The organism is Pseudomonas sp. MT3, assembly GCF_054720805.1.
This window is the reverse complement of sequence record NZ_JBTVPY010000022.1, coordinates 41,635-65,914: the sequence shown is the minus strand read 5'-3', so window position 1 is coordinate 65,914 and position 24,280 is coordinate 41,635. Positions and strand designations below refer to the sequence as shown.

The 24,280-nt window shown below is 66.5% G+C and carries 22 protein-coding genes; 12 read left to right on the top strand and 10 right to left on the bottom strand.

What is annotated here, in order from left to right; all coding sequences use genetic code 11:
• Nucleotides 1–132: 132 nt before the first annotated feature.
• The gene (locus ACYCAX_RS20785; protein WP_460248745.1) at nt 133–1,368 is read right to left on the bottom strand and encodes an NADH:flavin oxidoreductase/NADH oxidase family protein; all 1,236 of its coding nucleotides are present in this window, start codon (nt 1,366–1,368) and stop codon (nt 133–135) included.
• A gap of 79 nt (nt 1,369–1,447) precedes the next feature.
• Here ACYCAX_RS20785 and ACYCAX_RS20780 point away from each other — a divergent pair, with 79 nt between their 5' ends.
• Together ACYCAX_RS20780 and ACYCAX_RS20775 are read left to right on the top strand one after the other, a co-directional pair.
• The gene (locus ACYCAX_RS20780) at nt 1,448–1,960 is read left to right on the top strand and encodes a MerR family transcriptional regulator (RefSeq protein WP_460248744.1); all 513 of its coding nucleotides are present in this window, start codon (nt 1,448–1,450) and stop codon (nt 1,958–1,960) included.
• Between the two features lie 391 nt (nt 1,961–2,351).
• On the top strand, nt 2,352–3,314 hold the full coding sequence (locus ACYCAX_RS20775; RefSeq protein WP_460248743.1) for a bifunctional GNAT family N-acetyltransferase/nucleoside diphosphate kinase regulator: 963 nt from the start codon (nt 2,352–2,354) through the stop codon (nt 3,312–3,314).
• A 68-nt stretch (nt 3,315–3,382) separates the two neighbouring features.
• On the opposite strand, the gene ACYCAX_RS20770 is transcribed toward ACYCAX_RS20775, so the two are convergent.
• Both ACYCAX_RS20770 and glcC read right to left on the bottom strand, forming a co-directional pair.
• Nucleotides 3,383–3,598: a hypothetical protein gene (locus ACYCAX_RS20770; protein ID WP_460248742.1), complete on the bottom strand. Its 216-nt coding sequence runs from the start codon at nt 3,596–3,598 to the stop codon at nt 3,383–3,385.
• Between the two features lie 19 nt (nt 3,599–3,617).
• Nucleotides 3,618–4,388, bottom strand: coding sequence for a transcriptional regulator GlcC (gene glcC / locus ACYCAX_RS20765; RefSeq protein WP_460248741.1), 771 nt, complete (start codon nt 4,386–4,388; stop codon nt 3,618–3,620).
• A gap of 231 nt (nt 4,389–4,619) precedes the next feature.
• Between glcC and glcD the strand changes: the two genes are divergently transcribed.
• The 5 genes from glcD to ACYCAX_RS20740 all read left to right on the top strand — a co-directional run bounded on the left by glcD (nt 4,620) and on the right by ACYCAX_RS20740 (nt 10,728).
• Entirely contained in the window at nt 4,620–6,119 is a 1,500-nt protein-coding gene (glcD, locus tag ACYCAX_RS20760) for a glycolate oxidase subunit GlcD (RefSeq protein ID WP_460248740.1), read from the top strand.
• On the top strand, nt 6,119–7,159 hold the full coding sequence (gene glcE / locus ACYCAX_RS20755) for a glycolate oxidase subunit GlcE (protein ID WP_460248739.1): 1,041 nt from the start codon (nt 6,119–6,121) through the stop codon (nt 7,157–7,159). Before glcD ends, glcE begins: the two co-directional genes overlap by 1 nt.
• Entirely contained in the window at nt 7,159–8,433 is a 1,275-nt protein-coding gene (gene glcF / locus ACYCAX_RS20750; RefSeq protein ID WP_460248738.1) for a glycolate oxidase subunit GlcF, read from the top strand. The genes glcE and glcF overlap by 1 nt, the downstream gene beginning before the upstream one ends.
• On the top strand, nt 8,412–8,810 hold the full coding sequence (locus ACYCAX_RS20745) for a heme-binding protein (RefSeq protein ID WP_294981503.1): 399 nt from the start codon (nt 8,412–8,414) through the stop codon (nt 8,808–8,810). Before glcF ends, ACYCAX_RS20745 begins: the two co-directional genes overlap by 22 nt.
• A gap of 229 nt (nt 8,811–9,039) precedes the next feature.
• The gene (locus tag ACYCAX_RS20740) at nt 9,040–10,728 is read left to right on the top strand and encodes a lactate permease LctP family transporter (RefSeq protein ID WP_294981507.1); all 1,689 of its coding nucleotides are present in this window, start codon (nt 9,040–9,042) and stop codon (nt 10,726–10,728) included.
• 113 nt (nt 10,729–10,841) lie between these two features.
• On the opposite strand, the gene arfB is transcribed toward ACYCAX_RS20740, so the two are convergent.
• Nucleotides 10,842–11,255, bottom strand: coding sequence for an alternative ribosome rescue aminoacyl-tRNA hydrolase ArfB (arfB, locus tag ACYCAX_RS20735; protein ID WP_015476420.1), 414 nt, complete (start codon nt 11,253–11,255; stop codon nt 10,842–10,844).
• 370 nt (nt 11,256–11,625) lie between these two features.
• On the opposite strand from arfB, the gene ACYCAX_RS20730 reads away from it, so the two are divergent.
• The gene (locus ACYCAX_RS20730) at nt 11,626–12,420 is read left to right on the top strand and encodes a nucleoside-binding protein (protein WP_294981012.1); all 795 of its coding nucleotides are present in this window, start codon (nt 11,626–11,628) and stop codon (nt 12,418–12,420) included.
• Nucleotides 12,421–12,588: 168 nt separating this feature from the next.
• Here ACYCAX_RS20730 and ACYCAX_RS20725 read toward each other — a convergent pair whose 3' ends face one another.
• From ACYCAX_RS20725 to hppD, 4 genes are all read right to left on the bottom strand, one after another.
• Nucleotides 12,589–12,966, bottom strand: coding sequence for an MliC family protein (locus ACYCAX_RS20725; protein ID WP_460248737.1), 378 nt, complete (start codon nt 12,964–12,966; stop codon nt 12,589–12,591).
• A 92-nt stretch (nt 12,967–13,058) separates the two neighbouring features.
• Nucleotides 13,059–14,474, bottom strand: coding sequence for an amino acid permease (locus tag ACYCAX_RS20720; RefSeq protein ID WP_460248736.1), 1,416 nt, complete (start codon nt 14,472–14,474; stop codon nt 13,059–13,061).
• A gap of 100 nt (nt 14,475–14,574) precedes the next feature.
• Complete coding sequence (maiA, locus tag ACYCAX_RS20715) at nt 14,575–15,216, bottom strand: maleylacetoacetate isomerase (protein WP_460248735.1); 642 nt, start codon at nt 15,214–15,216, stop codon at nt 14,575–14,577.
• A gap of 52 nt (nt 15,217–15,268) precedes the next feature.
• Nucleotides 15,269–16,351: a 4-hydroxyphenylpyruvate dioxygenase gene (gene hppD / locus ACYCAX_RS20710; RefSeq protein ID WP_294980999.1), complete on the bottom strand. Its 1,083-nt coding sequence runs from the start codon at nt 16,349–16,351 to the stop codon at nt 15,269–15,271.
• 301 nt (nt 16,352–16,652) lie between these two features.
• On the opposite strand from hppD, the gene ACYCAX_RS20705 reads away from it, so the two are divergent.
• From ACYCAX_RS20705 to ACYCAX_RS20695, 3 genes are all read left to right on the top strand, one after another.
• Nucleotides 16,653–17,420 (top strand): AraC family transcriptional regulator, encoded by a 768-nt coding sequence (locus tag ACYCAX_RS20705; RefSeq protein ID WP_294980997.1) that lies wholly within the window; start codon nt 16,653–16,655, stop codon nt 17,418–17,420.
• A gap of 870 nt (nt 17,421–18,290) precedes the next feature.
• Nucleotides 18,291–18,452, top strand: a complete 162-nt coding sequence (locus ACYCAX_RS20700; protein ID WP_015476413.1) for a DUF1427 family protein — start codon at nt 18,291–18,293, stop codon at nt 18,450–18,452.
• 34 nt (nt 18,453–18,486) lie between these two features.
• On the top strand, nt 18,487–19,443 hold the full coding sequence (locus ACYCAX_RS20695; protein WP_460248734.1) for a quinone oxidoreductase family protein: 957 nt from the start codon (nt 18,487–18,489) through the stop codon (nt 19,441–19,443).
• A 28-nt stretch (nt 19,444–19,471) separates the two neighbouring features.
• Here the strand turns inward: ACYCAX_RS20695 and ACYCAX_RS20690 are convergent, their stop codons facing one another.
• The gene (locus tag ACYCAX_RS20690) at nt 19,472–20,263 is read right to left on the bottom strand and encodes a TenA family transcriptional regulator (protein WP_294978663.1); all 792 of its coding nucleotides are present in this window, start codon (nt 20,261–20,263) and stop codon (nt 19,472–19,474) included.
• 76 nt (nt 20,264–20,339) lie between these two features.
• The gene (locus ACYCAX_RS20685; protein WP_015476410.1) at nt 20,340–22,733 is read right to left on the bottom strand and encodes an EAL domain-containing protein; all 2,394 of its coding nucleotides are present in this window, start codon (nt 22,731–22,733) and stop codon (nt 20,340–20,342) included.
• A 394-nt stretch (nt 22,734–23,127) separates the two neighbouring features.
• On the opposite strand from ACYCAX_RS20685, the gene ACYCAX_RS20680 reads away from it, so the two are divergent.
• On the top strand, nt 23,128–24,231 hold the full coding sequence (locus ACYCAX_RS20680; RefSeq protein WP_294978659.1) for a helix-turn-helix transcriptional regulator: 1,104 nt from the start codon (nt 23,128–23,130) through the stop codon (nt 24,229–24,231).
• Nucleotides 24,232–24,280: the final 49 nt, after the last annotated feature.

The following is a 24,280-nucleotide window of genomic DNA, read 5'->3' as shown; positions in this document are numbered from 1 at the left end:
CCCTCGCCCCCGTCAGCCGTGGCGCCTGCAGCACGCTGCTACCCGGCGGTTCGCCGGGCGCAGCGACAAGCAGATCGCCATCGCAGCCTGCACGCCTGGCGGACGCTATCCGCCGCTAGCATTCGCCACAGCTCAGGCCCCCGCCTGCCCGTCCATCCAGCGCCGGTACTGCCGGGTGCGCCGTTGCGTGCGCCATTGCTCCAGCAACAACGCGCGCAGCGGCGAGGCTTGCGGATCGGGGCGGCGGCTGTCGCCCAGGCGGCGCAGTTGCAACTTGACCAAGGCCATGTAGGCCAGCGCCGCCAGCGGCTTCGAGCGCCAGCGGATCGGCCGCAACTGCGGCTGCGCATCGTGGCCGGCGCGCCAGTGCTCGACCAGCCCCGGCTCCAGCGCCAGCGCAGTGCCGATGCCGACCATGTCCAGGCCACTGTCCAGCACCTGTTCGGCGACCGCCAGGCGGCGGATCCCCCCGGTAACCATCAGCGGCATCCGCGCGCCATCGCGCATCTCGCGGGCAAACTCGAGGAAGTAGGCCTCGCGGGCCAAGGTGCGCCCATCGCGTGCGTCGCCCTGCATCGCCGGCGCCTCGTAGCTGCCGCCGGAGAGCTCGACCAGGTCCACCGATTCGGCATTCAGCCAACCGATGACCTGCCGGGCGTCGCTGGCATCGAAACCGCCGCGCTGGAAATCCGCCGAGTTGAGTTTCACCCCGACGCAGAAGTCCGGCGAGACTTTCGCACGCACCGCCCGGACGACCTCCAGCAACAGGCGCGCGCGGTTCTCCAGCGTACCGCCCCAGCAATCCCGGCGCCGGTTGCTCAGCGGCGAGAGGAACTGGCTGAGCAGGTAGCCGTGGGCGGCGTGGATCTGCACGCCGCTGAACCCGGCCTGCTCGGCGAGAACGGCGGCGCGGACGAAGCGTTCGATCACCTCGGCGATATCCGCGTCGCTCATTTCCCGAGGCACCGCGAACAGCTTGGAGAAGCGCCCCATCTCCAGCGGCACCACCGACGGCGCCAGCGCGCCCTGGCCGAGATTGGCCTGTACCTGGCGGCCGGGGTGGTTGAGTTGCAGCCAGAACTGCGCGCCGGCGGAGCGCCCGATGCGCGCCCATTCGCGGAAGCGCGCCAGTTGCCGCTCATCCTCCAGCACCACGCCGCCGGGACCGGTCATGGCGCGGCGGTCGATCATCACGTTGCCGCTGATGATCAGGCCGACGCCACCCTCAGCCCAGGCCTGGTACAGGCGCAGCAGTTCGGCCGAGGGCGCCTGATCGGCGTCGGCGAGGTTCTCCTCCATAGCGGCCTTGGCGATGCGATTGGGGACTTCGCCGCCGTTGGGCAGGCGCAGGGGCTGGAAAGGGGACATGGCAGGCCTCCATTGTTGTGGTGCCGGCGAGGTTAAGTTTAAAGTTCACTTTAAGGTCAAGCCCCTTTCGGAGCCCTTCATGAAAATCGGTGAACTGGCCAGCCTCAGCGGGCTGGCGCCCTCGCGCATCCGCTTCTACGAAGCCAGCGGCCTGATCGCCCTGGTGCGTCGTGGCGCCAACGGCTACCGCGAGTACCCGGCGGAAACCCTCGACCTGCTGGAGATCATCCGTTGCGCCCAGCAGACCGGCTTCAGCCTGGAGGAAATCCGCAACCTGCTGCCCCACTCCGCCCCGGCCCTGAAGAATGGCCACGACGAGCTGCTCGCCAGCCTGCGTCGCAAGGTGGCGGAAATCGAAGCGATGGAGCAGCAGTTGCGGCAGAACCGGGAACAGTTGCTGGCGGTGATCGACGGCATCGAGAACAAGCCCGCCGGCATGGATTGCCAGGCCAATGCCGAGCGCATGGTGGCCGAGATGCGCGAACGCAAGGGACGTAGCGAGAAGCCCGAACCTGCAGGAGCGGGCCATGCCCGCGATGAGCGGACAAAGTCCGCCCCTGGAGCGAAGCGCCCTGCCCCCACCGAATCCTGACTTCGCACTCCGGCCAGTAGCCGGCCCGTCACGCAATCACGGGCATGGCCCGCTCGCGGCATTCGCGCGACCGAACTGGCAGTGCTGGAGGTGGGCGGCGTGCTCTACCCCTGCGGCGCAATTCGCCCCGAGGTCTATCTGCGGACTGGGATGACCAAGGGCTGCCAGGGCGCTGGCCGCGACTGGCGACGTGGATACGTGGGCCATCGGCACATGGATCACAGCACGCCGTATCTGACGGTCGATCATGGGCTTGCGTTTCCGGCGCCCCGTGGATGCTGGCCCACCGAGGAAACTACCGTGGGACGTCCGGCAAGCCCCTGGCCCCTCACCGTGATTCGGCATTATTCGCGATATGCCTTAAGATGAGCGGTTTGCCGAAAGAACCGTCATGGCCATAGCCATGAAGGGCTTTCATTCTTTACAAATAAGTATGGTGAAGATGAACAAGCCTTTCATTTCGCTGTGCCCTGAAATTACTCGGGCACACGCGCTGACGCTGATGGATTGGTTGGAGGATGAGCGCGTAACCTGCTATCTGAGCGATTCGCGTCATGTCTCCCGCTCCATCGAACAAGCCATCAATCGGACTCAATTGCCGATCCTGACCCATCTATTCAACCGGGGCGGCCGATTCTTCATGGCCTATGACCGACATGACACCCCGGTGGGCTTTGTCCGTCTCATCAAGACCGGCTCGAATTGCGAGATAGTCCTGGTCATCGGAGACAGCGACAAATGGGGCCGGAACCTTGGCACCCGCACAATCCGCGAAGGCATGAAACTGGCCTTCCTCGACATGCGGGCCGAGAAGCTCATCGCCAAGATCCACCCGGACAACGGGCGCTCGCTGAAGGCCTTTCTGCGCAGCGGCTTTCTGCTTGAGAACGAAACGCCGGCATTGAAGTCGTTTTCCATGACCGCGGGGCGCTATCTCCAGTTCTTGCGCGAAGGTGCCGTTGGCGACTCCACTGAGATCTACATCACTGAAATAGACAAGGCCAGGCTCGAGAGTCTGATCGCGTTCGAGCACGGCCCGGCCGTTGTTGAACTCGAACATGAGCTTGAGCGAGCCATTGTCGTCAAGCCGCAGCAGGTGGCGCGCAATGTCGTCACGATGAACTCCAGGACCTTGCTGCAGCTGGATGACGAAGAGATCGAGGTGGCCTTGGTCTACCCTGAAGACGCGGACAGCAGCGCCGGGAAGCACTCCGTGTGCTCCGACATCGGTGCCGCCATCCTGGGCTATCAGGAGGGGGACGCCATCGACTGGCGAATTTCTGATCGGACCCGCCGGATTGGGATCAGGAAAGTACTTTACCAGCCGGAAGCCGCGGGCGATTTCCACCTGTAATTGCGCCTTTAGCTCAGTGTTCGTCCATCGGCGCGAAGATTCCCCAGATGCGGACCGTCTCGCGCTGTTCACCGCCTATGACTGGGCTGCAGCGGACGGCTGGTCGAAATCGCGCGTTCGGCCAGCTCAAGGATTTTGACGACGAGCGAGCGGAAAAGACCATGTACGCATAAAACCTGATGACCGCCGAACTCAAATACGCCATGCACCGTGGCGCGCCATTCTCGTGGGCGAAGTCCCGGAATGTGCAGGATGGTGTGTTTGGCGGCGTAAGCAGGTTTCACACCTAAAGCCGAATAACCGTTATTTCCAGCCCTCCAGCCGCAAGGTCGCCCGCACCAGCCGCTGTTCCTCCTGCTCGATCTCCCGCAGGTTGTCGCGCACGCTGTGGATATGTTCGCGGGCGGCGCGCTGGGCCTGTTCCGGCTGGCGTTCGCTGATGGCGCGATGCAGCCGCGCGTGCTGGCGGTCGATCTGGCGCTTCTGCGGCGGCCGGTTGTAGAGGTTGTTCACCGAGGCGAACACGGTGCTGAGCATCAGCTCGTTGAGCGACTGCAGCGTGTGCACCAGCACCGGGTTGTGCGAGGCCTCGCTGATCGCCTGGTGAAAGGCGTGATCGCGCCGCGCATGCTCGCGCGGGTCCAGCGGCTGCGGTTCGTCGTAGGCGGCGTGCATCTCCTCGAAGCGCCGGTCGATCAGCACCAGGTCGGCCTCGGTGGCGCGCAACGCGGCCAGTCGCGCGGACTCCCCTTCCAGCAGCGCGCGAACTTCCAGCAGGTCGTAAAGCGTGCGCGGCTGCGAACGGAACAGGTGCAGCAGCGGCGACACGTCCTCCGCGCCGGTCAGGTCGGCGACGAACGAACCGCGCCCCTGCTCGGTATCGACAATGCCGCGCCCGCGCAGTGCACGCAGCCCTTCACGCAACGCCGAGCGCGAGCAGCCGAGCTTCTCCACCAGGCGCCGCTCCGAGGGCAGAGCCTGGCCGACCTTGAGTACGCCATCGACGATCAACCGCTCGATCTTCTCGGCCACCTGGTCGGCGACACGCTGCTTGCCCTGTGCATAAGTCGTCATCACGGATCTCCGTAACTGGTAGGACCAGCAGGCTCTCACCCGCACGGCTGTCCAGAACCCTAGCTGTCAGGACTGGGGCTTTCCAGTGTACGACCGTACAAGAACTGGTAGGACCAGCGCCGATGCCAGTGGACGCGACCTGATCGGCGGTCGCATTTTCAGCGTGCCGTGGCTCCACGCGACCGCCTGGCGGGCGCGAACAAAAAAACAAGATCAGAGCACCGTCAGCCTATGAACATCCTCTACGACGAGCGCGTCGATGGCGCGCTGCCTGCCGTCGACAAGTCCGCCCTGCTGGCCGAGCTGCGTGCGGCCCTGCCCGACCTCGAACTGCTGCACCGCGCCGAAGACCTCAAGCCTTACGAATGCGACGGCCTTTCCGCCTACCGCACCGTGCCCATGCTGGTGGCGCTGCCCGAGCGCATCGAGCAGGTACAGGCGCTGCTCAGGCTCTGCCATGCGCGCAAGGTGCCGGTGGTCGCGCGCGGCGCGGGCACCGGGCTCTCCGGCGGCGCGCTGCCGCTGGAGAGAGGCATCCTGCTGGTGATGGCGCGCTTCAACCGGATTCTCGAGGTGAACCCGCAGGGGCGCTACGCCCGCGTTCAGCCCGGCGTACGCAACCTGGCGATTTCCCAGGCCGCCGCGCCGCACGGGCTGTATTACGCGCCGGACCCATCCTCGCAGATCGCCTGTTCCATCGGCGGCAACGTCGCCGAGAACGCCGGCGGCGTGCATTGCCTGAAGTACGGCCTGACCGTGCACAACCTGCTGAAGGTCGACATCCTTACCGTCGAGGGCGAGCACCTGACGCTGGGCAGCGACGCCCTGGACAGTCCCGGTCTCGACCTGCTGGCGCTGTTCACCGGCTCCGAGGGCATGCTCGGCATCGTCACCGAAGTCACCGTCAAGCTGCTGCCGCGTCCGCAGGTGGCGCGGGTGCTGCTGGCCAGTTTCGACTCGGTGGAAAAGGCCGGCCGCGCGGTGGCCGACATCATCGCCGCCGGCATCATCCCCGGCGGGCTGGAGATGATGGACAACCTGTCGATCCGCGCCGCCGAGGACTTCATCCACGCCGGCTACCCGGTGGACGCGGCGGCCATCCTGCTGTGCGAGCTGGACGGCGTGGAAGCCGACGTGCAGGACGACTGCGAGCGCGTCGACCGCGTGCTTCGGGCAGCCGGCGCCACCGACGTGCGCCTGGCCTGTGACGAAGCCGAGCGCGTGCGCTTCTGGGCCGGACGCAAGAACGCCTTCCCGGCGGTGGGGCGCATCTCGCCGGACTACTACTGCATGGACGGCACCATCCCGCGTCGCGAGCTGCCACGCGTGCTGCATGGCATCGCCGAGCTGTCGCAGGAATTCGGCCTGCGCGTGGCCAACGTGTTCCATGCTGGCGACGGCAACATGCACCCGCTGATCCTCTTCGACGCCAACGTGCCCGGCGAGCTGGAACGCGCCGAGGCCATCGGCGGGAAAATCCTCGAACTCTGCGTGGCGGTGGGCGGCAGCATCACCGGCGAGCACGGCGTGGGGCGCGAGAAAATCAACCAGATGTGCGCGCAGTTCAACAGCGACGAGCTGACCCTGTTCCACGCGGTGAAGGCGGCGTTCGACCCGGACCGCCTGCTCAACCCCGGCAAGAACATCCCCACCCTGCACCGCTGCGCCGAATTCGGTGCGATGCACGTGCACCACGGGCAACTGCCCTTCCCCGACCTGGAGCGCTTCTGATGCCCGATGCCAGCAGCGAACTGCTCGAGCAGGTGAACCAGGCGCTCGCCGCGCGCACGCCGTTGCGCATTCGTGGCGGCGACAGCAAGGCCTTCCTCGGTCGCCCGGTGAACGGCGTGGAACTGGACACTCGTCCGCACAGCGGCATCGTCAGCTACGACCCGACCGAACTGGTGCTGACCGCTCGCGCCGGCACGCCGCTGGCGGAGATCGAAGCGGCGCTGGAGGCGGCCGGACAGATGCTGCCGTGCGAGCCACCCGATCATTCGGGCGCGACCTTCGGCGGCGTGGTCGCTGCCGGGCTCTCCGGCCCGCGCCGCCCCTGGTCGGGTTCGGTGCGCGACTACGTGCTGGGCACGCGGCTGATCACCGGCCACGGCAAGCTGCTGCGCTTCGGCGGCGAGGTGATGAAGAACGTCGCCGGCTACGACCTGTCGCGCCTGCTGGCGGGCAGCTTCGGCTGCCTGGGAGTGATCACCGAAGTCTCGATGAAGGTGCTGCCCAAGCCGCGGATGTGCGCCAGCCTGCGCCTGGAAATGGGCGTCCACCAGGCGCTGGGTGAGCTCGCCGAATGGGGAGCGCAACCGATCCCGATCACCGCCGCCTGCTACGACGGCGCAGCGCTGCACCTGCGCCTGGAAGGGGGTGAAGGTTCGGTGTGTTCCGCACGTTTGCGCCTGGGCGGCGAGGAGATCGACAGCGCCTACTGGCAGGACCTGCGCGAGCAGCGCCTGGGCTTCTTCGCCGGCCCCGGCACGCTCTGGCGGCTCTCGCTGCCGAACGCCACGCCGGCACTGCCCCTGCCGGGCGAACAGTTGATCGACTGGGGCGGTGCGCAGCGCTGGCTGAAGTCCGAGGCGGATGCCGAGCTGATCCGCAACAACGTCGCCGAAGTCGGCGGTCATGCGCTGCGCTACACGCCGGGCGACGACGGCTTCCACCCGCTGCCCGCCGCCCTGCTGCGCTACCACCGCAGCCTCAAGCAGCAGCTCGACCCGCAAGGCCTCTTCAACCCCGGCCGGATGTACAGGGAGCTCTGATGCAAACCAACCTGAGCGAACAGGCCAGGCACCTGCCACGCGCCGAGGAAGCCGAGCGCATCCTGCGCTCCTGCGTGCACTGCGGCTTCTGCACCGCCACCTGCCCGACCTACCAGTTGCTGGGCGACGAACTGGACGGTCCGCGCGGGCGCATCTACCTGATCAAGCAGGTGCTCGAAGGCGCGGAGCCCAGCGCCAGCACCCGCGAGCACCTGGACCGCTGCCTGAGCTGCCGCAACTGCGAAACCACCTGCCCTTCCGGCGTGGACTATCACAACCTGCTGGACATCGGCCGCGCGGTGGTCGAGCAGCAGGTGCCGCGTACCTTCAGCGAACGGGTGATGCGTCGCGGCCTGCGCGCCGTGGTGCCGAATGCCGCGCTGTTCGGCGCGCTGGCCAAGGCCGGTCGCACCTTCTACCCGCTGCTGCCGAACAGCCTGCAGAGCAAGCTGCCGCGCCATCCGCATCCGCCCGTGGAGCGCCCGAAGCCGCGCCACACGCGGCGCATGCTGATGCTCGAAGGCTGCGTGCAGCCGGCCCTTTCGCCCAACACCAATGCCGCCGCCACGCGGGTGCTGGATCGTCTCGGCATCAGTGTGATCCCGGCGGCGGACGCCGGTTGCTGCGGCGCCGTGGACTATCACCTGAATGCCCAGGAACAGGGGCTGGAACGGGCGCGCAGGAACATCGACGCCTGGTGGCCGTCGATCCAGGCCGGCGCCGAAGCCATCGTGCAGACGGCCAGCGGCTGCGGCGCCTTCGTCCGCGACTACGACCATCTGCTGGAGCGCGATGCGCAGTACGCGGCCAAGGCCCGGCGGGTCAGCGAACTGTCGCGCGATCTGTCCGAAGTGCTGCGCGACGAGCCGCTGGAGGAACTGCACCTGCACGGTGATCGCCGACTCGCCTTCCACTGCCCGTGTACGCTGCAGCACGCGCTGAAGCTCGGCGGCGCGGTGGAAGGTGTGCTCACGCGCCTGGGCTTCAGCCTCACCGCCGTGCCGGACAGCCACCTGTGCTGCGGCTCGGCCGGCACCTATTCGCTGACCCAGCCGGAGCTGTCCCGGCGCCTGCGCGACGACCGCCTGAAGGCGCTGGAGAGCGGCAGCCCGGAAGTCATAGTCACTGCCAACATCGGCTGCCAGACGCACCTGGGCGGCGCCGGCCGCACGCCGGTGCGGCACTGGATCGAACTGGTGGAAGAGGCGCTCGCCGATGCACCTTTGGAATCCCTTCAAGACGAGGTGCAAGCATGCTCAGCAAAGCCGTTTTGACCCAGCAGGAAGTCGGCCGCATTCTCGCCGCCGCCCGCGCCGAAGCGCAGCGCAACCACTGGGCGGTGTCCATCGTGGTGGTCGACGACGGCGGCCACCCGCTGGCCCTGGAGCGCCTCGACGGCTGTGCCCCGGCCAGCGCCTACATCGCCACGGAGAAGGCCCGTAGCGCGGCACTGGGACGGCGCGAAACCAAGGGCTACGAGGACATGGTCAATGGCGGCCGTACCGCCTTCGTCACCGCGCCACTGATCACCTCGCTCGAAGGCGGTGTGCCGGTGGTGCTGGACGGCCAGGTGATCGGCGCGGTGGGCGTTTCCGGAGTGAAGGCCGGCGAGGATGCGCAGGTCGCCAACGCCGGAGTGGCCGCGCTTTGAAAGCGCTCACGCGGCCCTGGCGACAGACAGCCACCGGCCGGGTGGAGGTCGCCGCCGGTCACAAGCGAGCCGGCGACGACACCCCGAAATGCTTGCCAGAATCAGCTTTCAAAAGCCCCGCTACGCGCCGCGTTGCGGGGCTTTTTCAATACCTGCCGGCGCGTGCGCCACCTGAAAGAGTTATCCACCGCTGACGCTTTGCCACCGACAACAACAAGGGACAAACCCCATGCAAACCTGGCAGCAGCTCTATACCCCGCTCGGCAGCCTCGGCCTCTCGGCCCTGGCGGCCCTCGTGCCGATCATCTTCTTCTTCCTCGCCCTGGCAGTGTTCCGCCTCAAGGGCCACGTCGCCGGCGCCATCACCCTGGTGCTATCGCTGCTGATCGCCATCACCGTCTACCACATGCCGGTGGACAAGGCGCTGGCCTCGGCGGTCTACGGCTTCTTCTACGGGCTCTGGCCGATCGCCTGGATCATCGTGGCGGCGGTGTTCCTCTACAAGCTGACGGTCAAAAGCGGGCAGTTCGAGATCATCCGCAGCTCGGTGCTGTCGATCACCGTCGACCAGCGCCTGCAGGTGGTGCTGATCGGCTTCTCCTTCGGCGCCTTCCTCGAGGGCGCGGCGGGCTTCGGTGCGCCGGTGGCGATCACCGCGGCGCTGCTGGTCGGGCTGGGCTTCAACCCGTTGTACGCGGCCGGCCTGTGCCTGATCGCCAACACGGCGCCGGTGGCCTTCGGCGCGCTGGGCATCCCGATCATCGTCGCCGGGCAGGTGTCGGGCGTGGATGCCTTCAAGATCGGCGCCATGGCCGGGCGGCAACTACCGATCCTGTCGGTGATCGTGCCCTTCTGGCTGGTGGCGATGATGGACGGCTGGCGCGGCATCCGCGAGACCTGGCCGGCGCTGCTGGTGGCCGGCGGCACCTTCGCCATCAGCCAGTTCCTCACTTCCAACTTCATCGGCCCGGAACTGCCGGACATCACTTCGGCGCTGCTGAGCATGGTCTGCCTGACCCTGTTCCTGCGCGTATGGCAGCCGGCGAACGTGCGTGAGACGGAGTTCTCCAGCATCAACGCCGACGGCACGGCGACGCTGGGCGGCCTCGGTAGCGGCGGCCAGCGCCAGGAGTCGCAGTACAGCTTCGGACAGATATTCAAGGCCTGGTCGCCCTTCCTGATTCTCACCGTACTGGTGACCATCTGGACCATGAAGCCGTTCAAGGCGATGTTCCTGCCCGGCGGCGCGCTGGAGAGCTGGGTGGCGGTGATCGCCGTGCCCTACCTCGACCAGTTGGTGCTCAAGGCCGCGCCCATCGTCGCCAACCCGACGCCCATTCCGGCGATCTACAAGTTCGACCTGGTGTCGGCCAGCGGCACGGCGATCTTCCTCGCGGCGCTGATCTCCATGACCATCCTGCGCATCGGCGCAAAGAGCGGCGCAGCGACTTTCGGCGAGACGCTGAAGGAGCTCAAGTGGCCGGTGCTGACCATCGGCATGGTGCTGGCCTTCGCCTTCGTCACCAACTACTCGGGGATGTCCACCACCCTGGCGCTGGTGCTGGCGGGAACCGGCGCGGCCTTCCCGTTCTTCTCGCCCTTCCTCGGTTGGCTGGGGGTTTTCCTGACGGGGTCGGACACCTCGTCCAACGCCCTGTTCGGCTCACTGCAGGCGACCACCGCGCACCAGCTCGGGGTCAGCGACACCTTGCTGGTGGCGGCCAACACCACCGGCGGGGTGACCGGCAAGATGATCTCGCCGCAGTCCATCGCCGTGGCTTGCGCGGCCACCGGAATGGTCGGGCGCGAGTCGGACCTGTTCCGCTTCACGGTCAAGCACAGCCTGATCTTCGCCGCCTTCATCGGGTTGATCACGCTGGCGCAGGCCTATGTGTTCACGGGGATGCTGGTGCACTGACGTCATTCGTACCTGGCGTCAGGATTCACTGTAGGAGTGAGCTTGCTCGCGAACCGACTCCGCTGCGGGTGCTGGTTCGCGAGCAAGCTCGCTCCTACAAAAACAGCAGCCCCTCAGTAATCGACCTTCCCCCGCCCCGCCTTGATCGCCCCGCGCTTGCTCTTGCCCTCCAGCCGGCGCGTCTTCGAACCCAGCGTCGGCTTGGTCGGGCGGCGCTTCTTCTCCACCTTCGCCACACTGCGGATCAGCTCCGCCAGGCGGTTCAACGCGTCCTCGCGGTTCTGCTCCTGGGTGCGGAACTGCTGGGCCTTGATCACCACCACGCCGTCGCCGGTGATGCGCTGGTCGCTCAGCGTGAGCAGGCGCTCCTTGTAGAACGCCGGCAACGACGAGGCCTGGATGTCGAAGCGCAGGTGCACGGCGCTGGACACCTTGTTGACGTTCTGTCCGCCGGCACCCTGGGCGCGGATGGCGTTCAGCTCGATCTCGGCATCGGGGATCTGCACGGTGTTGGAAATCTGCAGCATGGGAAGGATTCAACGAAGAAATAATGGGCAGGATACCGCGCACCGCCGCACCTGTCCCGAAGCCATCTAGTTCGCCACGCAGCCCCCGTTTCTGACTTTCGCGTCAATTTTTGTATACGAACTTGTGTACAAATTTTTCTTGCAATGTCAGCAATTCACCATTAGAACCCAGCCTGTCACCGACCGCAGTTCACCCTGCGGGACGCCGGCCCCGAAGCCACAAAAAATAAGAACAACACAGAGGTGCAGCATGGTTTCTTCCGCGATGACGGCCCTTGGCGCCGCCCGCCCCCAACCCCGTTCCAGTCGCCGCCTGAGCACCGGCCGCCGGATCGCCCTCGGCACCGCGCTGGTGCTCGCCCCGCTGGGCATGGCGCAGGCCGACGATGACCGTTTCTTCGAGTGGACCAGCAACACCCTCGGGTTCCGCTACGGCAAGGGCTTCACCAACCCGAACAACCCGCACGACATCAGCAAGCGCATCTTCAGCTTCAGCCACGCGGACGGTTACCGCTACGGCAGCAACTTCTTCCACCTCGACGTGCTGCAGTCCGACAGCGACGACCCGCGCAAGGGCACCGACCACGGCAGCAGCGAGGTCTACGGGGTATTCCGCAGCCAGCTGTACGCCTCGCGGGTGTTCGACCTGCCGCAGGGCAAGGGCCTGGTGAAGGACCACGCCTTCACCTTCGGCTTCGACGCCAGCCGCAACAACAACCTCGGCTCGGCGAAGAAACGCGCGCTGGTGTTCGGCCCCACGGTGAAGTTCAACAGCCCCGGCGTACTCGATCTCTCGCTGTTCTACTACCGCGAGAAGAACCACTCCGGCATCCCCAACGCGAAGCACCCGGACCACACCTTCGACGCCACCTACATGCTCAACCTGACCTGGCTGCGGCCGTTCCAGCTGGGCGACCACGGGGCGAAGTTCCAGGGCTTCCTGAACTACACCGGGGAGAAGGGCGAGGACTACAACGACAACGACACCGCGCCGGAGACCCTGATCCGCACCTCGCTGATGTTCGCCACCCTGCCGGGCACCAAGCGCCAGCCGAACCTGTGGCTGGGCGTGGGCTACGAGTACTGGCACAACAAGTTCGGCGTGGATGGCGGACGCGGCACCCGCACCTCGACACCGACGGTGAACCTGGAGTTCACCTTCTAGCATCGCGGTTCGCGAGCAAGCTCGCTCCTACAGGCCGCCGTCCGCGCGGGTTTGCTCTTCGTAGGAGCGAGCTTGCTCGCGAACCTGCCCGGCACCGATCCCACCGACCGAACGCCCATGAAAAAGCCCGACATCTGCCGGGCTTTCTTTCGTGTGCCGCGCAGAGAATCAGCGCTCCTTGCAGGCCACACCATCAGCGGGTTCACCGCCTTTCCAGTCCTTGTACAGGGTGGCGTCTTCACCCTTGGTCCACCAGATGTACTGGCCGGCGGCGTACTTGGCGCCGGAGGCGGAGATGACGTTGGCGAAGACCAGGCTGGAAGCGTCGGTCACCGGCACCACGGCCAGGCTGTTGTCGCCCTTGTTCAGGTACTGCACGCTGATCTTGCGGCCGTCCTCGCACTTGTACGAGACGCTGCGCGAATCCAGCTTGGCATCGCCGGGCAGGGCCAGCGCGTCGACCTGGGGCGCTTTCTTCTCTTCGCCGCCGCAGGCGACGAGAATGACCGGCACGACCGCCACGAGCAGCCAAAGTGCTTTTTTCATGAGTTTCCCTCTGACGAAAAATGGCCCGGTCACTCTAGGAAAGGTCGGGCCGCACGGTCAATCGCGGGCGGCCCGTCTCAAAGTCGGGTCGCTCAGTCCGCCAACGCCGTCCGCACCTCGCCACGCACCGCGCCCTGGCGCTTGAGGCGATAGCAGCCGTACATCACCAGCAGCCACACCGGAATCGCATAGACCGACACCTGGATGCCCGGGGTGAGCAGCATGACGCCGAGGATGAACACCACGAAGCCCAGGCACAGCCAGTTGGCCGCCGGATACGCCACGGCGCGGAAGGCGGTGCGCTTGCCCTCGGCATCCATGCGCGCGCGGAACTTCAGGTGCGCCAGGCTGATCATCGCCCAGTTGATCACCAGCGCGGCGACCACCAGGGACATCAGCAGCTCCAGCGCGCGTGCCGGGACCAGGTAGTTCACCAGCACGGCAAGGAAGGTCACCGCCGCCGAGACCATCAGCGAACGCACCGGCACGCCACGGCTGTCCACCCTGGCCAGCGCGCGCGGGGCATCGCCCTGCTCCGCCAGGCCCACCAGCATGCGGCCGTTGCAGTAGGTGCCGCTGTTGTAGACCGAGAGCGCGGCGGTGAGCACCACGAAGTTGAGGACATGGGCCGCGGTGCCGCTGCCGATCATCGAGAAGATCTGCACGAAGGGACTGCCGCTGTAGGAGTCGCCGGAGGCATTAAGCGTCTGCAGCAGGCTGTCCCACGGCGTCAGCGAGAGCAGCACGGCCAGCGCGCCGATGTAGAAGATCAGGATGCGGTAGATCACCTGGTTGATCGCCTTGGGAATCACCTGCTTCGGCTGGTCGGCCTCGGCGGCGGTGAAGCCGAGCATTTCCAGGCCGCCGAAGGAGAACATGATGATCGCCATGGCCATCACCAGCCCGCTGATGCCATTGGGGAAGAAGCCGCCGTGGGCCCACAGGTTGCTCACCGCCGCCTGTTCGCCGCCGGTGCCGCTGGCCAGCAGGTAGCAACCCAGGGCGATCATGCCGACGATGGCGGCGACCTTGATGATGGCGAACCAGAACTCCGCCTCGCCGAAGGCCTTCACGTTGAACAGGTTGATGGCGTTGACCACCACGAAGAACAGCGCGGCGGTGGCCCAGGTCGGCACCTCCGGCCACCAGTAGTGGATGTACTTGCCCACCGCGGTGAGTTCCGACATGCCCACCAGGATGTACAGCACCCAGCAGTTCCAACCCGAGAGGAAGCCGGCGAAACCGCCCCAGTACTTGTGCGCGAAGTGGCTGAAGGAGCCGGCGACGGGCTCCTCGACGATCATCTCGCCGAGCTGGCGCATGATCAGGAAGGCGATGAAACCGGCGATGGCGTAGCCGAGGATCATCGACGGGCCGGCGGACTTGAGCACCCCGGCCGAGCCGAGGAACAGCCCGGTACCGATGGCGCCGCCGAGGGCGATCAGCTGGATATGGCGATTCTTCAGGCCGCGCTGGAGCTGGCCTGCGTGTTGAGTTTCACGCGTCATGCGTCACCTGTTGTTTTTATCTGTGACGGGAATCGGCCGCCCGGCTCGTGGCCAGACGGTGCGGGCAAGGCAAGGCTAAAGAGCGGTAGAACGGTGGGACTTACTGGGCGTCTGGCTGCACCTCCGGAGCGGCCTGCTGGAAGGCGTCGAGTGATTCGCAGCGCGCAGCGATGGCGAGCAGGCGCGGGCAGGCGGAGAGGTCGCAGTCAAAGCGGCGGGCGTTGTACAACTGGGGAATCAGGCAGGCTTCGAAATAGCCGGGGCGCTCGTCCAGGGACAGCGGGCCGCTCCAGTGGGCGACGCCCTCTTCCACCGCGTGCAGGCCGGTTTCGACCCAATGGCGGATCCAGGCGTTCTTCGCCTCGTCCGCCACAGCCAGCGGGCCGCTGAGGTACTGCAGCACGCGCAGGTTGTTCAGCGGATGGATGTCGCAGGCGATGTGCAGGGACAGCGCGCGGACCTGCGCACGTTGCAGCGCGTCGCGCGGCAGCAGGCCGGATTGCGGATGGGTTTCGTCGAGGTATTCGAGGATGGCCAGGGACTGGGCGATGCGCGCGTCGCCGTCCACCAGCAGCGGCACCAGCTCCTGCGGGTTGAGCGACTTGTAGTCGGCGGCGTGCTGCTGGCCGCCGTCCTTCACCAGGTGCACCGGGACCTGGCGGTAGGCCAGGCCCTTGAGCCCGAGGGCGATGCGCACGCGGTAGGCAGCGCTGGAGCGCCAGTAGGAATACAGGGTGAGCATGGCGGTTCTCCGCGGGCGGCCACGCTACCCGCGCGGCCGCCCGGCAAGCGCGTTACTGGTCGGAGATCACGCCACGGCGAATCTGGTCTTCCTCGATGGATTCGAACAGGGCCTTGAAGTTGCCCTCGCCGAAGCCCTGATTGCCCTTGCGCTGGATGATCTCGAAGAAGATCGGGCCGATCACCGTGTTGGTGAAGATCTGCAGCAGGATGCCGTCATCGCCCGGCGCGCCGTCGATGAGGATGTTCAGCTCGCGCAGTTGCTCCAGCGGCTCACCGTGACCGGCGACGCGGGTGTCGACCTTGGCGTAGTAGGTGTCCGGGGTGCTCATGAAATCCACGCCGTTGGCGCGCAGCTGGCGCACGGTAGCGTAGATGTCCTCGGTGGTCAGGGCGATGTGCTGGATGCCTTCGCCGTGGTACTCGCGGATGAATTCCTCGATCTGCGACTTGTCGTCCGCCGACTCGTTGATCGGGATGCGGATCTTGCCGCAGGGCGCGGTCATCGCGCGGGACAGCAGGCCGGTGAGCTTGCCTTCGATGTCGAAGTAGCGGATCTCGCGGAAGTTGGCGATGCGCTCGTAGAAGCCGGACCAGACGTCCATCTGGCCACGCTTGACGTTGTGGGTCAGGTGGTCGATGCACAGCAGGCCGACGGCGTTGTCGCGGGCGGTGCGTCCTTCGATGAACTCGAAGTCGACGTCATAGATGCTCTTGTCGCCATAACGGTCGACGAGATACAGCAGCGAACCGCCGATGCCTTCGACGCAGGGGATGTTCAGCTCGCCGAAGTTGGCGTGACTGCCCACCAGTTTCGCGCCCTGGGATTCGACATACGCGGCGGCCTGCGCTGCGTTCTTCACCCGGAAGGCCATGGCGCAGGCGCTCGGGCCGTGTTTTTTGGCGAACTCGTGGACATGGCCGGTGGGGCTGCCGTTGAGCACGATGTTGATGTCGTTCTGCTGGAACAGGAAGACTTCCTTGGAACGGTGCTTGGCGGTCTCGGTGAAACCCATACCGGTGAACAACTGGCGCAGTTGCTCGATGCCCCGGGCGTCGGGGGCGGTGAATTCGACGAACTCGAAGCCGTCGGTGCCGATGGGGTTGTGTTGTTCGATCTTGGTCACGGCGTTCATCCGGCCTCCTCGTTGTCGTTATCGGCTGGATCGGCGCGGGGCCGTCCAGGCGTCTGGAATACCTTCATCTCAACCGTCCGCGCCGCCGTGGACAAGCCACTCCGACACGCCGCCACCCGGCCTCGCGGGGGCGGCATGGCAAGAAAACCTTACGCCCGCCAAAGCCCCCTGCGGCGAGCCGTCGCACCGTAAAGATTTCATTACAAGGTGGTGCGCCAGCGTGCCACCGCGAGCAGCCCGGCTCGCCAGCGGGCGCGGTCAGCGGCTACCATTCGGTGCATCTCCACCGCCGAATCCGTTCATGGCCCACGCCGCTCCTCCCGACTTCGACGCCACCACCGCGTCGCTCCGCGCCCTGGCCCGCAGCTACCCGCGCGGCCTGCACATCGAGTCGCACTCCCATGACTGGGGGCAGGTGCTCTATGCGATGTCCGGGGTGATGTGGGTGGAGACCCCGCAGGAAGCCCTGCTGGTGCCCCCCAACCGCGCCGTCTGGCTGCCGCCGCAGGTGCCCCACGGCATCCGCGTGGTCAGCGAGTTGCAGATGCGCAATATCTACCTGCGCCCCGGCACCGCCGACTCGCTGGGCGAGCGGGTACAGGCCTTCGAGGTCGGCGGCCTGCTGCGCGAGCTGATCGTGCATCTGGTCGAGCATGAGCGCGCACCGGACACCGACTATTACCAGGCGCTGTCGCACCTGGCCGTGCTGGAGCTGCAGCGTGCCCGCAGCCTGCTGCTGCGCGTGCCGCTGCCGGACGAGTCGGACCGCCGCCTGCTGAATCTCTGCCATGCGGTGATGGCCGAGCCCTCCCAGGAAATCCCCTTCGAGCAGCACGCCGCCGACGCCGGCGCCAGTGTGCGCACGCTCGCCCGCCTGTTCCAGCGCAGCCTGGGCATGGGCTTCGCCCAGTGGCGCCGGCAGGTGCAGTTGGCCACTGCCGTGGCGCAGCTCAACGAGGGCGTGCCGGTGGGCCAGATCGCCCACGCCCTGGGCTACCAGCCGGGCGGTTTCAGCGAGATGTTCAGGCGGGAGTTGGGGATGGCGCCGTCGGAGTATTGCGGGAAGTAATCGCCTCACAGGATCGCAGCAGGTTGCTGCTGCCTATGCGTTATCCGCCGTCTCGTTGGGCCCCAAAAGGAACCAAAAGGGCTCGTCCCGACATCCGGCCCCGGCTTCGCCGGGGTTCCCTCCTTCCGGTATCGCTCCGAGGGTCGGCGTACAAGGGCCGTCCCTGGCCCTTTACGCCTCTCGCGGCATCCATGCCGCTCGCCCCTCTGCGCAATACCTCCACTCGGCCTCCTGACGGGACTCTGTGCGCGCCTGCAACTTTGGCTGTTTCATGCTGGATGGTTCTTCGTAGGAGCGCGCTTGCTCGCGAACCGCCCAGCGCTGATGCAGCCGGGACATTTGTTCGCGAGCAAGCTCGCTCCTACAAAAATCGGTTTCCAGAGAAACCTCCGCACACGCCGGAGCGCCCCTTCAGGAGGCCGAGTGGAATCGGAGTTTAAGGGGTTGAGCGGCATGGATGCCGCGAGAGCCGCGATGGGCCAGGGATGGCCCTTCGCGGCGTGCCCCTGAAACTTCGATGGAGCGAGGGAAGTCCCGCGAAGCGGGACCCGGATGATGGGGCAAAGACCTTTGGTTACTTTCTGTCGTTTGAGAAAGTAACTCGCCCGAGGGGGCGAAACAGAAGACATCCGAGCACGCCGAAGCAGCGCAGGAACACCGGGCAAGACGGCGGATAATGCTACGCGTTATTCGCCCTACAAGAGCATCGCGGACGGAGTCCGCTCCTACGGGAGCCAGTGAGCCAACCCCGTCCAATCCCCCACCACACATCTGTCCGATATTCCGAAGCCGATGACCGGCGCCAGCCGGTCCCCCGCCCTAGACTTCACTCATCCCCCTTCAACCGCCGAGCCTCGCGCGGAGGACACCATGAGCTACCTGATCTCCCTGGCCATCGGCCTCGCCGTCGGCCTGGCCTACCACTTCCTCGATTTCCGTTCGCCGGCCCCACCGCTGGTGGCGCTGGTCGGCCTGCTGGGCATGCAGATCGGCGAGAACGCCCTGCCGCTGCTCAACCGCTGGCTGCACTGATTCGACCTTCCACTCACTGCCACGGACCCGTGCCATGAAAGCCCTGCAATTCGACCGTACCGGCGACCTCGCCGCCCTGAGTTTCACCGAACTGCCCGACCCGGTGCCCGCCGCCGGCGAGGTCCTGGTGGAAATCCATGCCGCCGGCCTGAACCCCAGTGACGTGAAGAACGTCCTCGGCCGCTTCCCCTACACCACCCTGCCGCGCGTGCCGGGCCGCGATTTCGCCGGGACCGTGGTGAAAGGCCCGGCCGAGCTGCTCGGCAAGTCCGTCTGGGGCACCGGCAAGGGGCTGGGCTTCACCCGCAACGGCAGCCATGCGCAACTGATGAGCGTGCCGGCCGGCGGCGTGGCGCCGATGCCCGAGTGCATGAGCTTCGCCCAGGCCGCCAGTTGCGGCGTGCCCTACACCACCGCCTGGGACGCGCTGGAGCGCAGCCAGGTGTGTGCAGGCACCCGTCTGCTGGTGATCGGTTCGGGCGCCGTCGGCGCCGCCGCCATCGCCCTGGCCAAGGCCCGTGGCGCCGAGGTGCTGGTCGCGGTGCGCCGCACCGGGTCGCAGGCGGAACTGCAGGCGCAAGGTGTCCGGAGCATCCTGCTGGGTTCCGCCGAAACGCTGCCCGCGCAGGTGGAAGAGCACTTCCCCGGCGGCGCCGAGGTGATCTTCGACACCACCGGCTTCTGGCTGCCGGCAGCCATCACCGCCTTGGCCACCTTCGGCCGCATCGCCATCATCGCCGCGCCGGTGGACGGCCATGTGCACCTGCCGGCCCTGGCGCTGTACCGACGCGGCGGCTCGGTGGTGGGGGTGAATTCACTGCTGTACGACACAGTCGCCTGCGCCGCGATGCTGCGCGAGTTCGGCCAATGGTTCGACGATGGCAGGCTGCCGCTGCCGACCGGTCTGCGCGAAGTGCCGCTGAGCGAGGGGGTGCAGCGTTATCACGAGGTCAATGAGGGGAGCAGCGAGAAGATCATTCTCGTGCCCTGAGGCTGGGCGGGGCCAGGAGGTTCGCCTCTCAGCCCGCCGCCTGCTGCATCGGCCGTCGCTGCGAGCCGCCTTGCGCCTGCTCCAGCGCCATGCAGTGGTCGAGGAACATGCGCATGTAGCCATAGCTCTTGCAGATCGCCTCGCGCAGCGCCAGGCAGCGCGACACCGCGAGTTGCGGGCCGCAGAGGGTGCAGATGATCTCCAGCGCCTCCCACGGATGATCGTCGTCGTAGCGGGCGTGCATCTTCAGCCAGCGCATGCCGTCCTTGCGGCTGCCCGCCGGCAGAGTGCGTTCGTAGGCGTCGGTGGAGCAGACCAGCGCCGACCACTCGCCGGTGGCGCCCTCGATGGCGTAGTTGGTGGCCGCCATCGCCAGCGCCAGCTCGTCGCTGGCGCTGGTGTGCCAGCACCAGTGGCTGAGGGCATGCAGCTCGGCCGGCACCAGTTGGACCTTGAGTTCGCCCAGGGTCACGCCGTAGGTTTCGGCCCAGCGCAGCCAGTAATCGGCGTGGTTGAGCTCGACGCGGATGTTGCGCATCAGCCAGCGCCGCGCCATGTCCTCGCCGGGGCTGCGGCCGAAGCGGGTCTTGAGCAGGTTCTGCGACATGTACAGGGGGAACTGTTCCACCACCGGCCAGCCGCCGATGAGGAAGGCGCGCAGGGTCTGGCGGCTGAGCTGGCCGTCACGCATGCGCGCGTAGAGCGGATGGCCGACCACCGCCAGGCGGCTGCTCTCGCAGTCCTGCACCAGGCGCTGGGCCCAGAGGGGGTAACTGGAAAGCTCCTTGAGCGGCCCACTGCGAACAAAGGTTTCGTTCATCCAAGGCTCCGTTGCCGATCGATCCATGCAAGCACCGGTAAGACTGGCCTCAGGTTAGTCCTCTGCGCGCCTGGCGTCACCGTCCGGAGGTTGTGTTCGACCCAACGGTCGCCATTTCCGTCTCGCGCAGGAAGCTCCGGTTGAAAGGTTGCGGCCGAGCCAGGCCATATCCCTGAGCGTAATCGACGCCAATTTCCCGCAACACTTCGAGGATTTCCAGCGACTCGACGAACTCGGCCACCGTGCGCTTGCCCATGACGTGGCCGATCTGGTTGATCACCTGGACCATCGCCCGGTCGATGGGGTCGTCGAGCATGTCCTTGATGAAGCTGCCGTCGATCTTCAGGTAGTCCACCGGCAGGTGCTTGAGGTAGACGAAGGAGGACATGCCGGCGCAGAAGTCATCGAGGGAGAAGCGGTAGCCCAGGGCCTTGAGCTCCTGGATGAAGCGCGTGGCGTTGACCAGGTTGGCGATCGCGCTGGTTTCGGTGACCTCGAAGCAGATGCTCGCCGGGGCGATGCCGTAGCGCGGCTGCAGGTCGCGCAGGAAGTCGAGGAAGGTGTCGTCGCCGACGGTTGCCCCGGACAGGTTGATCGCGCAGGTCTGGATCGGCTCGTAGTCCCCCTCCGCCGCACGGGCGGCCAGGGTCTTGAAGGCGCTCTCGACCACCCAGCGGTCGATGTCCGGCATCAGGCCATAGCGCTCCGCGGCGGGGATGAAGTTGATCGGTGCCACCAGCCGGCCGCACTCGTCGTTCAGGCGCAGCAGCAGCTCGACGTGGGCGCCCTCCTGCGCGCGCGGATCGACCGGGAAGATCGGTTGCGCGTAGAGGCAGAAGCGCTCCTCGTCCAGCGCCAGGCGTATGCGCTGGACCCACGCCATCTCGCCGACGCGGGTCGACAGCTCGGTATCGTCGGGACGGAACACCTGGGCCCGGTTGCGGCCCTTTTCCTTGGCCATGTAGCAGGCCATGTCGGCGCAGCGCAGCGCCTCTTCCACCGACACCAGCAGCGACGACACGTGCACCACGCCGATGCTGACGGTGATGTTGAACGGCCGGGCTTCCCAGATGAAGTGCAGGCCCTGGACGGTCAGGCGGATACGCTCGCCGATCTGCTCCGCCATTTCCGGCGGACAGTTCTCCAGCAGGATGCCGAACTCGTCGCCCCCCAGCCGCGCCAGGGTGTCGCCGTCGCGCAGGCACTGCTGCAGCACCGAGCAGACCTGGCGCAACAGCTCGTCGCCGGCGGCATGGCCGCAGGTGTCGTTGACCAGCTTGAACTGGTCCAGGTCCAGGTACATCAGCGCATGGCGGTCATCCATGTGCGCGGAGCGTTCCAGCGCCTGCTTGAGGCGAAACTCGAACTCGCGGCGGTTGGTCAGGCCGGTCAGGGCATCGTGGGTCGCCTGCCACGACAGACTCGCCATGTACTGGCGCTCGCGGGTCATGTCATGCATCACCAGCACCACGCCAACCACGCGACCGTCGGCATGGATCGGCGTGCCCACCAGCGTCACCGCCACGCTGGTGCCGTCCAGCCGCTGGATCAGCTTGCTCGACTCGCTGCCGCCATCCACCTCGCCCCGCAGGATCTGCCCCACCAGCGGCAAGCCCTCTTCCTGGTCGCTCTCGTCGAACACCCGCAGCAGCGAGCGCAGCGGCAGGCCGACGGCCATCGCGCTGTCCCAGCCGATCAGGCGTTCGGCGGCGGGGTTGAAATAGGCGATGCACTCCTGGGAATCGAGGGTGACCACGCCGTCGCCGATCGCCGCCAGGGTGGTCTGCGCACGCTCCTTCTCGGTGTCCAGGGCACTTTCGAAGGCTCGTTGCTGGCGCACCAGCTTGCGGGTCCGCCAGACCGCCAGGATGATCAAGGCCAGCCCCACCAGGCAATTGACCACCAGCAGCATCCACATCAGCATCCGCGAGCCCTTGCCCAGGGCGGCGGAGAAGGCCATAGCGGCGGGCGTCACACCGTCGTTGATGCCCTGGATACGGCTGCTCCAGTAGCTCAGGTCGCCCGGGCTGACGGTGCCGGCCTGGATCCGTGCATGCATTTCGTCGGCCACTTGCAGGAGCTGGTCGAGGTAGGCGTCCCCGACGATCCAGCGCTTCACCGCCTCATCGAAGAAGCTGTATTCGTGGAAGTAGCGGTACAGCCAGATCAGGCTTCCGACGTCGTCCGGGTGGTTGCCACCGTCCAGCGCGCCACGCCGCGCCCGCTCGATATCGGGCGGCACCTGATCGAGGGCCGTGCGGAAGGTACGGTCGCCCAGCGGAATGGCGATGGCCGCCTGGTAGCGGCGGTAATCTTCCGTATCGCGGGTCTGGCCGTAGCGCTGCAGGTAATGGATGGCGTCCTTCTGCCCCTTCGACCAGAGACTTTCGCCGCCCACGTAGGCCCGTACGCCGGAAAGAATGTACAGACTGCCCGCGCCGATCAGCGCCTGCAGCAGTACCACCGCCATGAACGGCCATACCAACCGCAGCAGCCGGGTTCTTCGACGGATTGGCAAAAGTCCCAAGGCATCCATAACGCGCTTCGACTTCCTTTCTTCTTATCCCTGGCAAGCCACACCGGGCGGCTCGGGTTCGCGCCGCCGTAGGGACTTTCTGTCTGACTACCTTTTACTCATAGCCGATCACGGAAAATCCTCAAACCGCATGGCCGGGCGCCTGGTCGCCTGACGAAGCGTCGACCCGGCCAAACACTGGTAGCACGGTGCCTTTATCCACCATTCGTCGGAAGCCCCGCATCCGACCGACGGGCAGTGGTGGCGCGCCTTTGCGCTGCCTTGCGCGACACAAGGCCATGTGCCATACCTCAGCCAATCGTGCAATCTGCAAGGCCGGAGAAATCCCATGCCGTCTCGGGACATGGAAGCGCTGTACGACCAACTGGTGGGGCTTTCCTATGAATGCGTACTCGACGAGGGCGCCTGGCTGCCCTTGCTCTCCGGCCTGATCGATGCCACCGGCCGCCAGCAGGGCGCCCTGCTGTTCTGGGACCAGACCCGGGACGACGCCCTGGCCAGCGAGATCAACCTGTGCGACCCCAGCGCCATTGATCTCTATAACCGCGACTACTGCAATATCGATCCGTCCAAGGGCTTCATGCTCCACCGCCCCGTGGGCAACTGGTACCACGACCTGGCGGAGTACGGCCCGGAGCGGATCTGCCGCGATCCCTATTACCAGGAGTTCCAGCGCCCCAACGGGATGCAGAACATCTCCTGCCTGAAGATCAACGAGCAGACCAGCGCCGGCATCTACCTGTCGGTGCTGACCAGCGTCGGCGCGCGCGACCCCACCCCCGCCGAACAGGCCCTGCTGAGCCGCCTGAGCCAGCATCTGGTCCGCGCGGCGCAGATGTTCGAACGGGTCGGCGACATGCGCCAGGAGCTGGCCAAGCGCGACCTGCTGCTCGACCTGCACCCCACGCCGCTCTGGCTGCTGGATGGCGATACCCGGGTGCTCTACGCCAACCAGGCCGCCCAGCAGCGGCTCAGGCAGCACAAGCCGACGTTTCATGAAATCTTCGGCCGCCTGCAATGCCGCCAGCACAACGCCCGCCTGCAATCGCTGGTGCGCCACGCCGCACCACGCCAGGGCAAGGGACAGGCGGGCTGGCTGCCACTGAGCGACGGCAGCGGACTGGAGCTGCTGGTCACCCCCGTGCCGGCCGAGGCCGGCTTCAACCAGAGCTTCCAACGCCCGCTGGCCCTGCTCGCCCTGCTCGATCCGCAACGCCAGGGCAGCCTGCTCGGCGAACTCTTCGGCCTCACCCCGGCCGAGCGGCGCCTGGGCGACCTGCTGGTCCGTGGCCTGACGCCGGAACAGTGCGCCGAACACCTGGGTACCTCGATCAATACCATCCGCAGCCAACTGCGCGCACTGTTCCGCAAGACCCAGACCAGCCGCCAGGCCGAACTGGTCAGCCTGCTGGTGCGCCTAGGGCAACGCTGATCCGGCGAGCGGCGTCATTCATTCAGATGATGGCCAAGGGCTTCGCCCG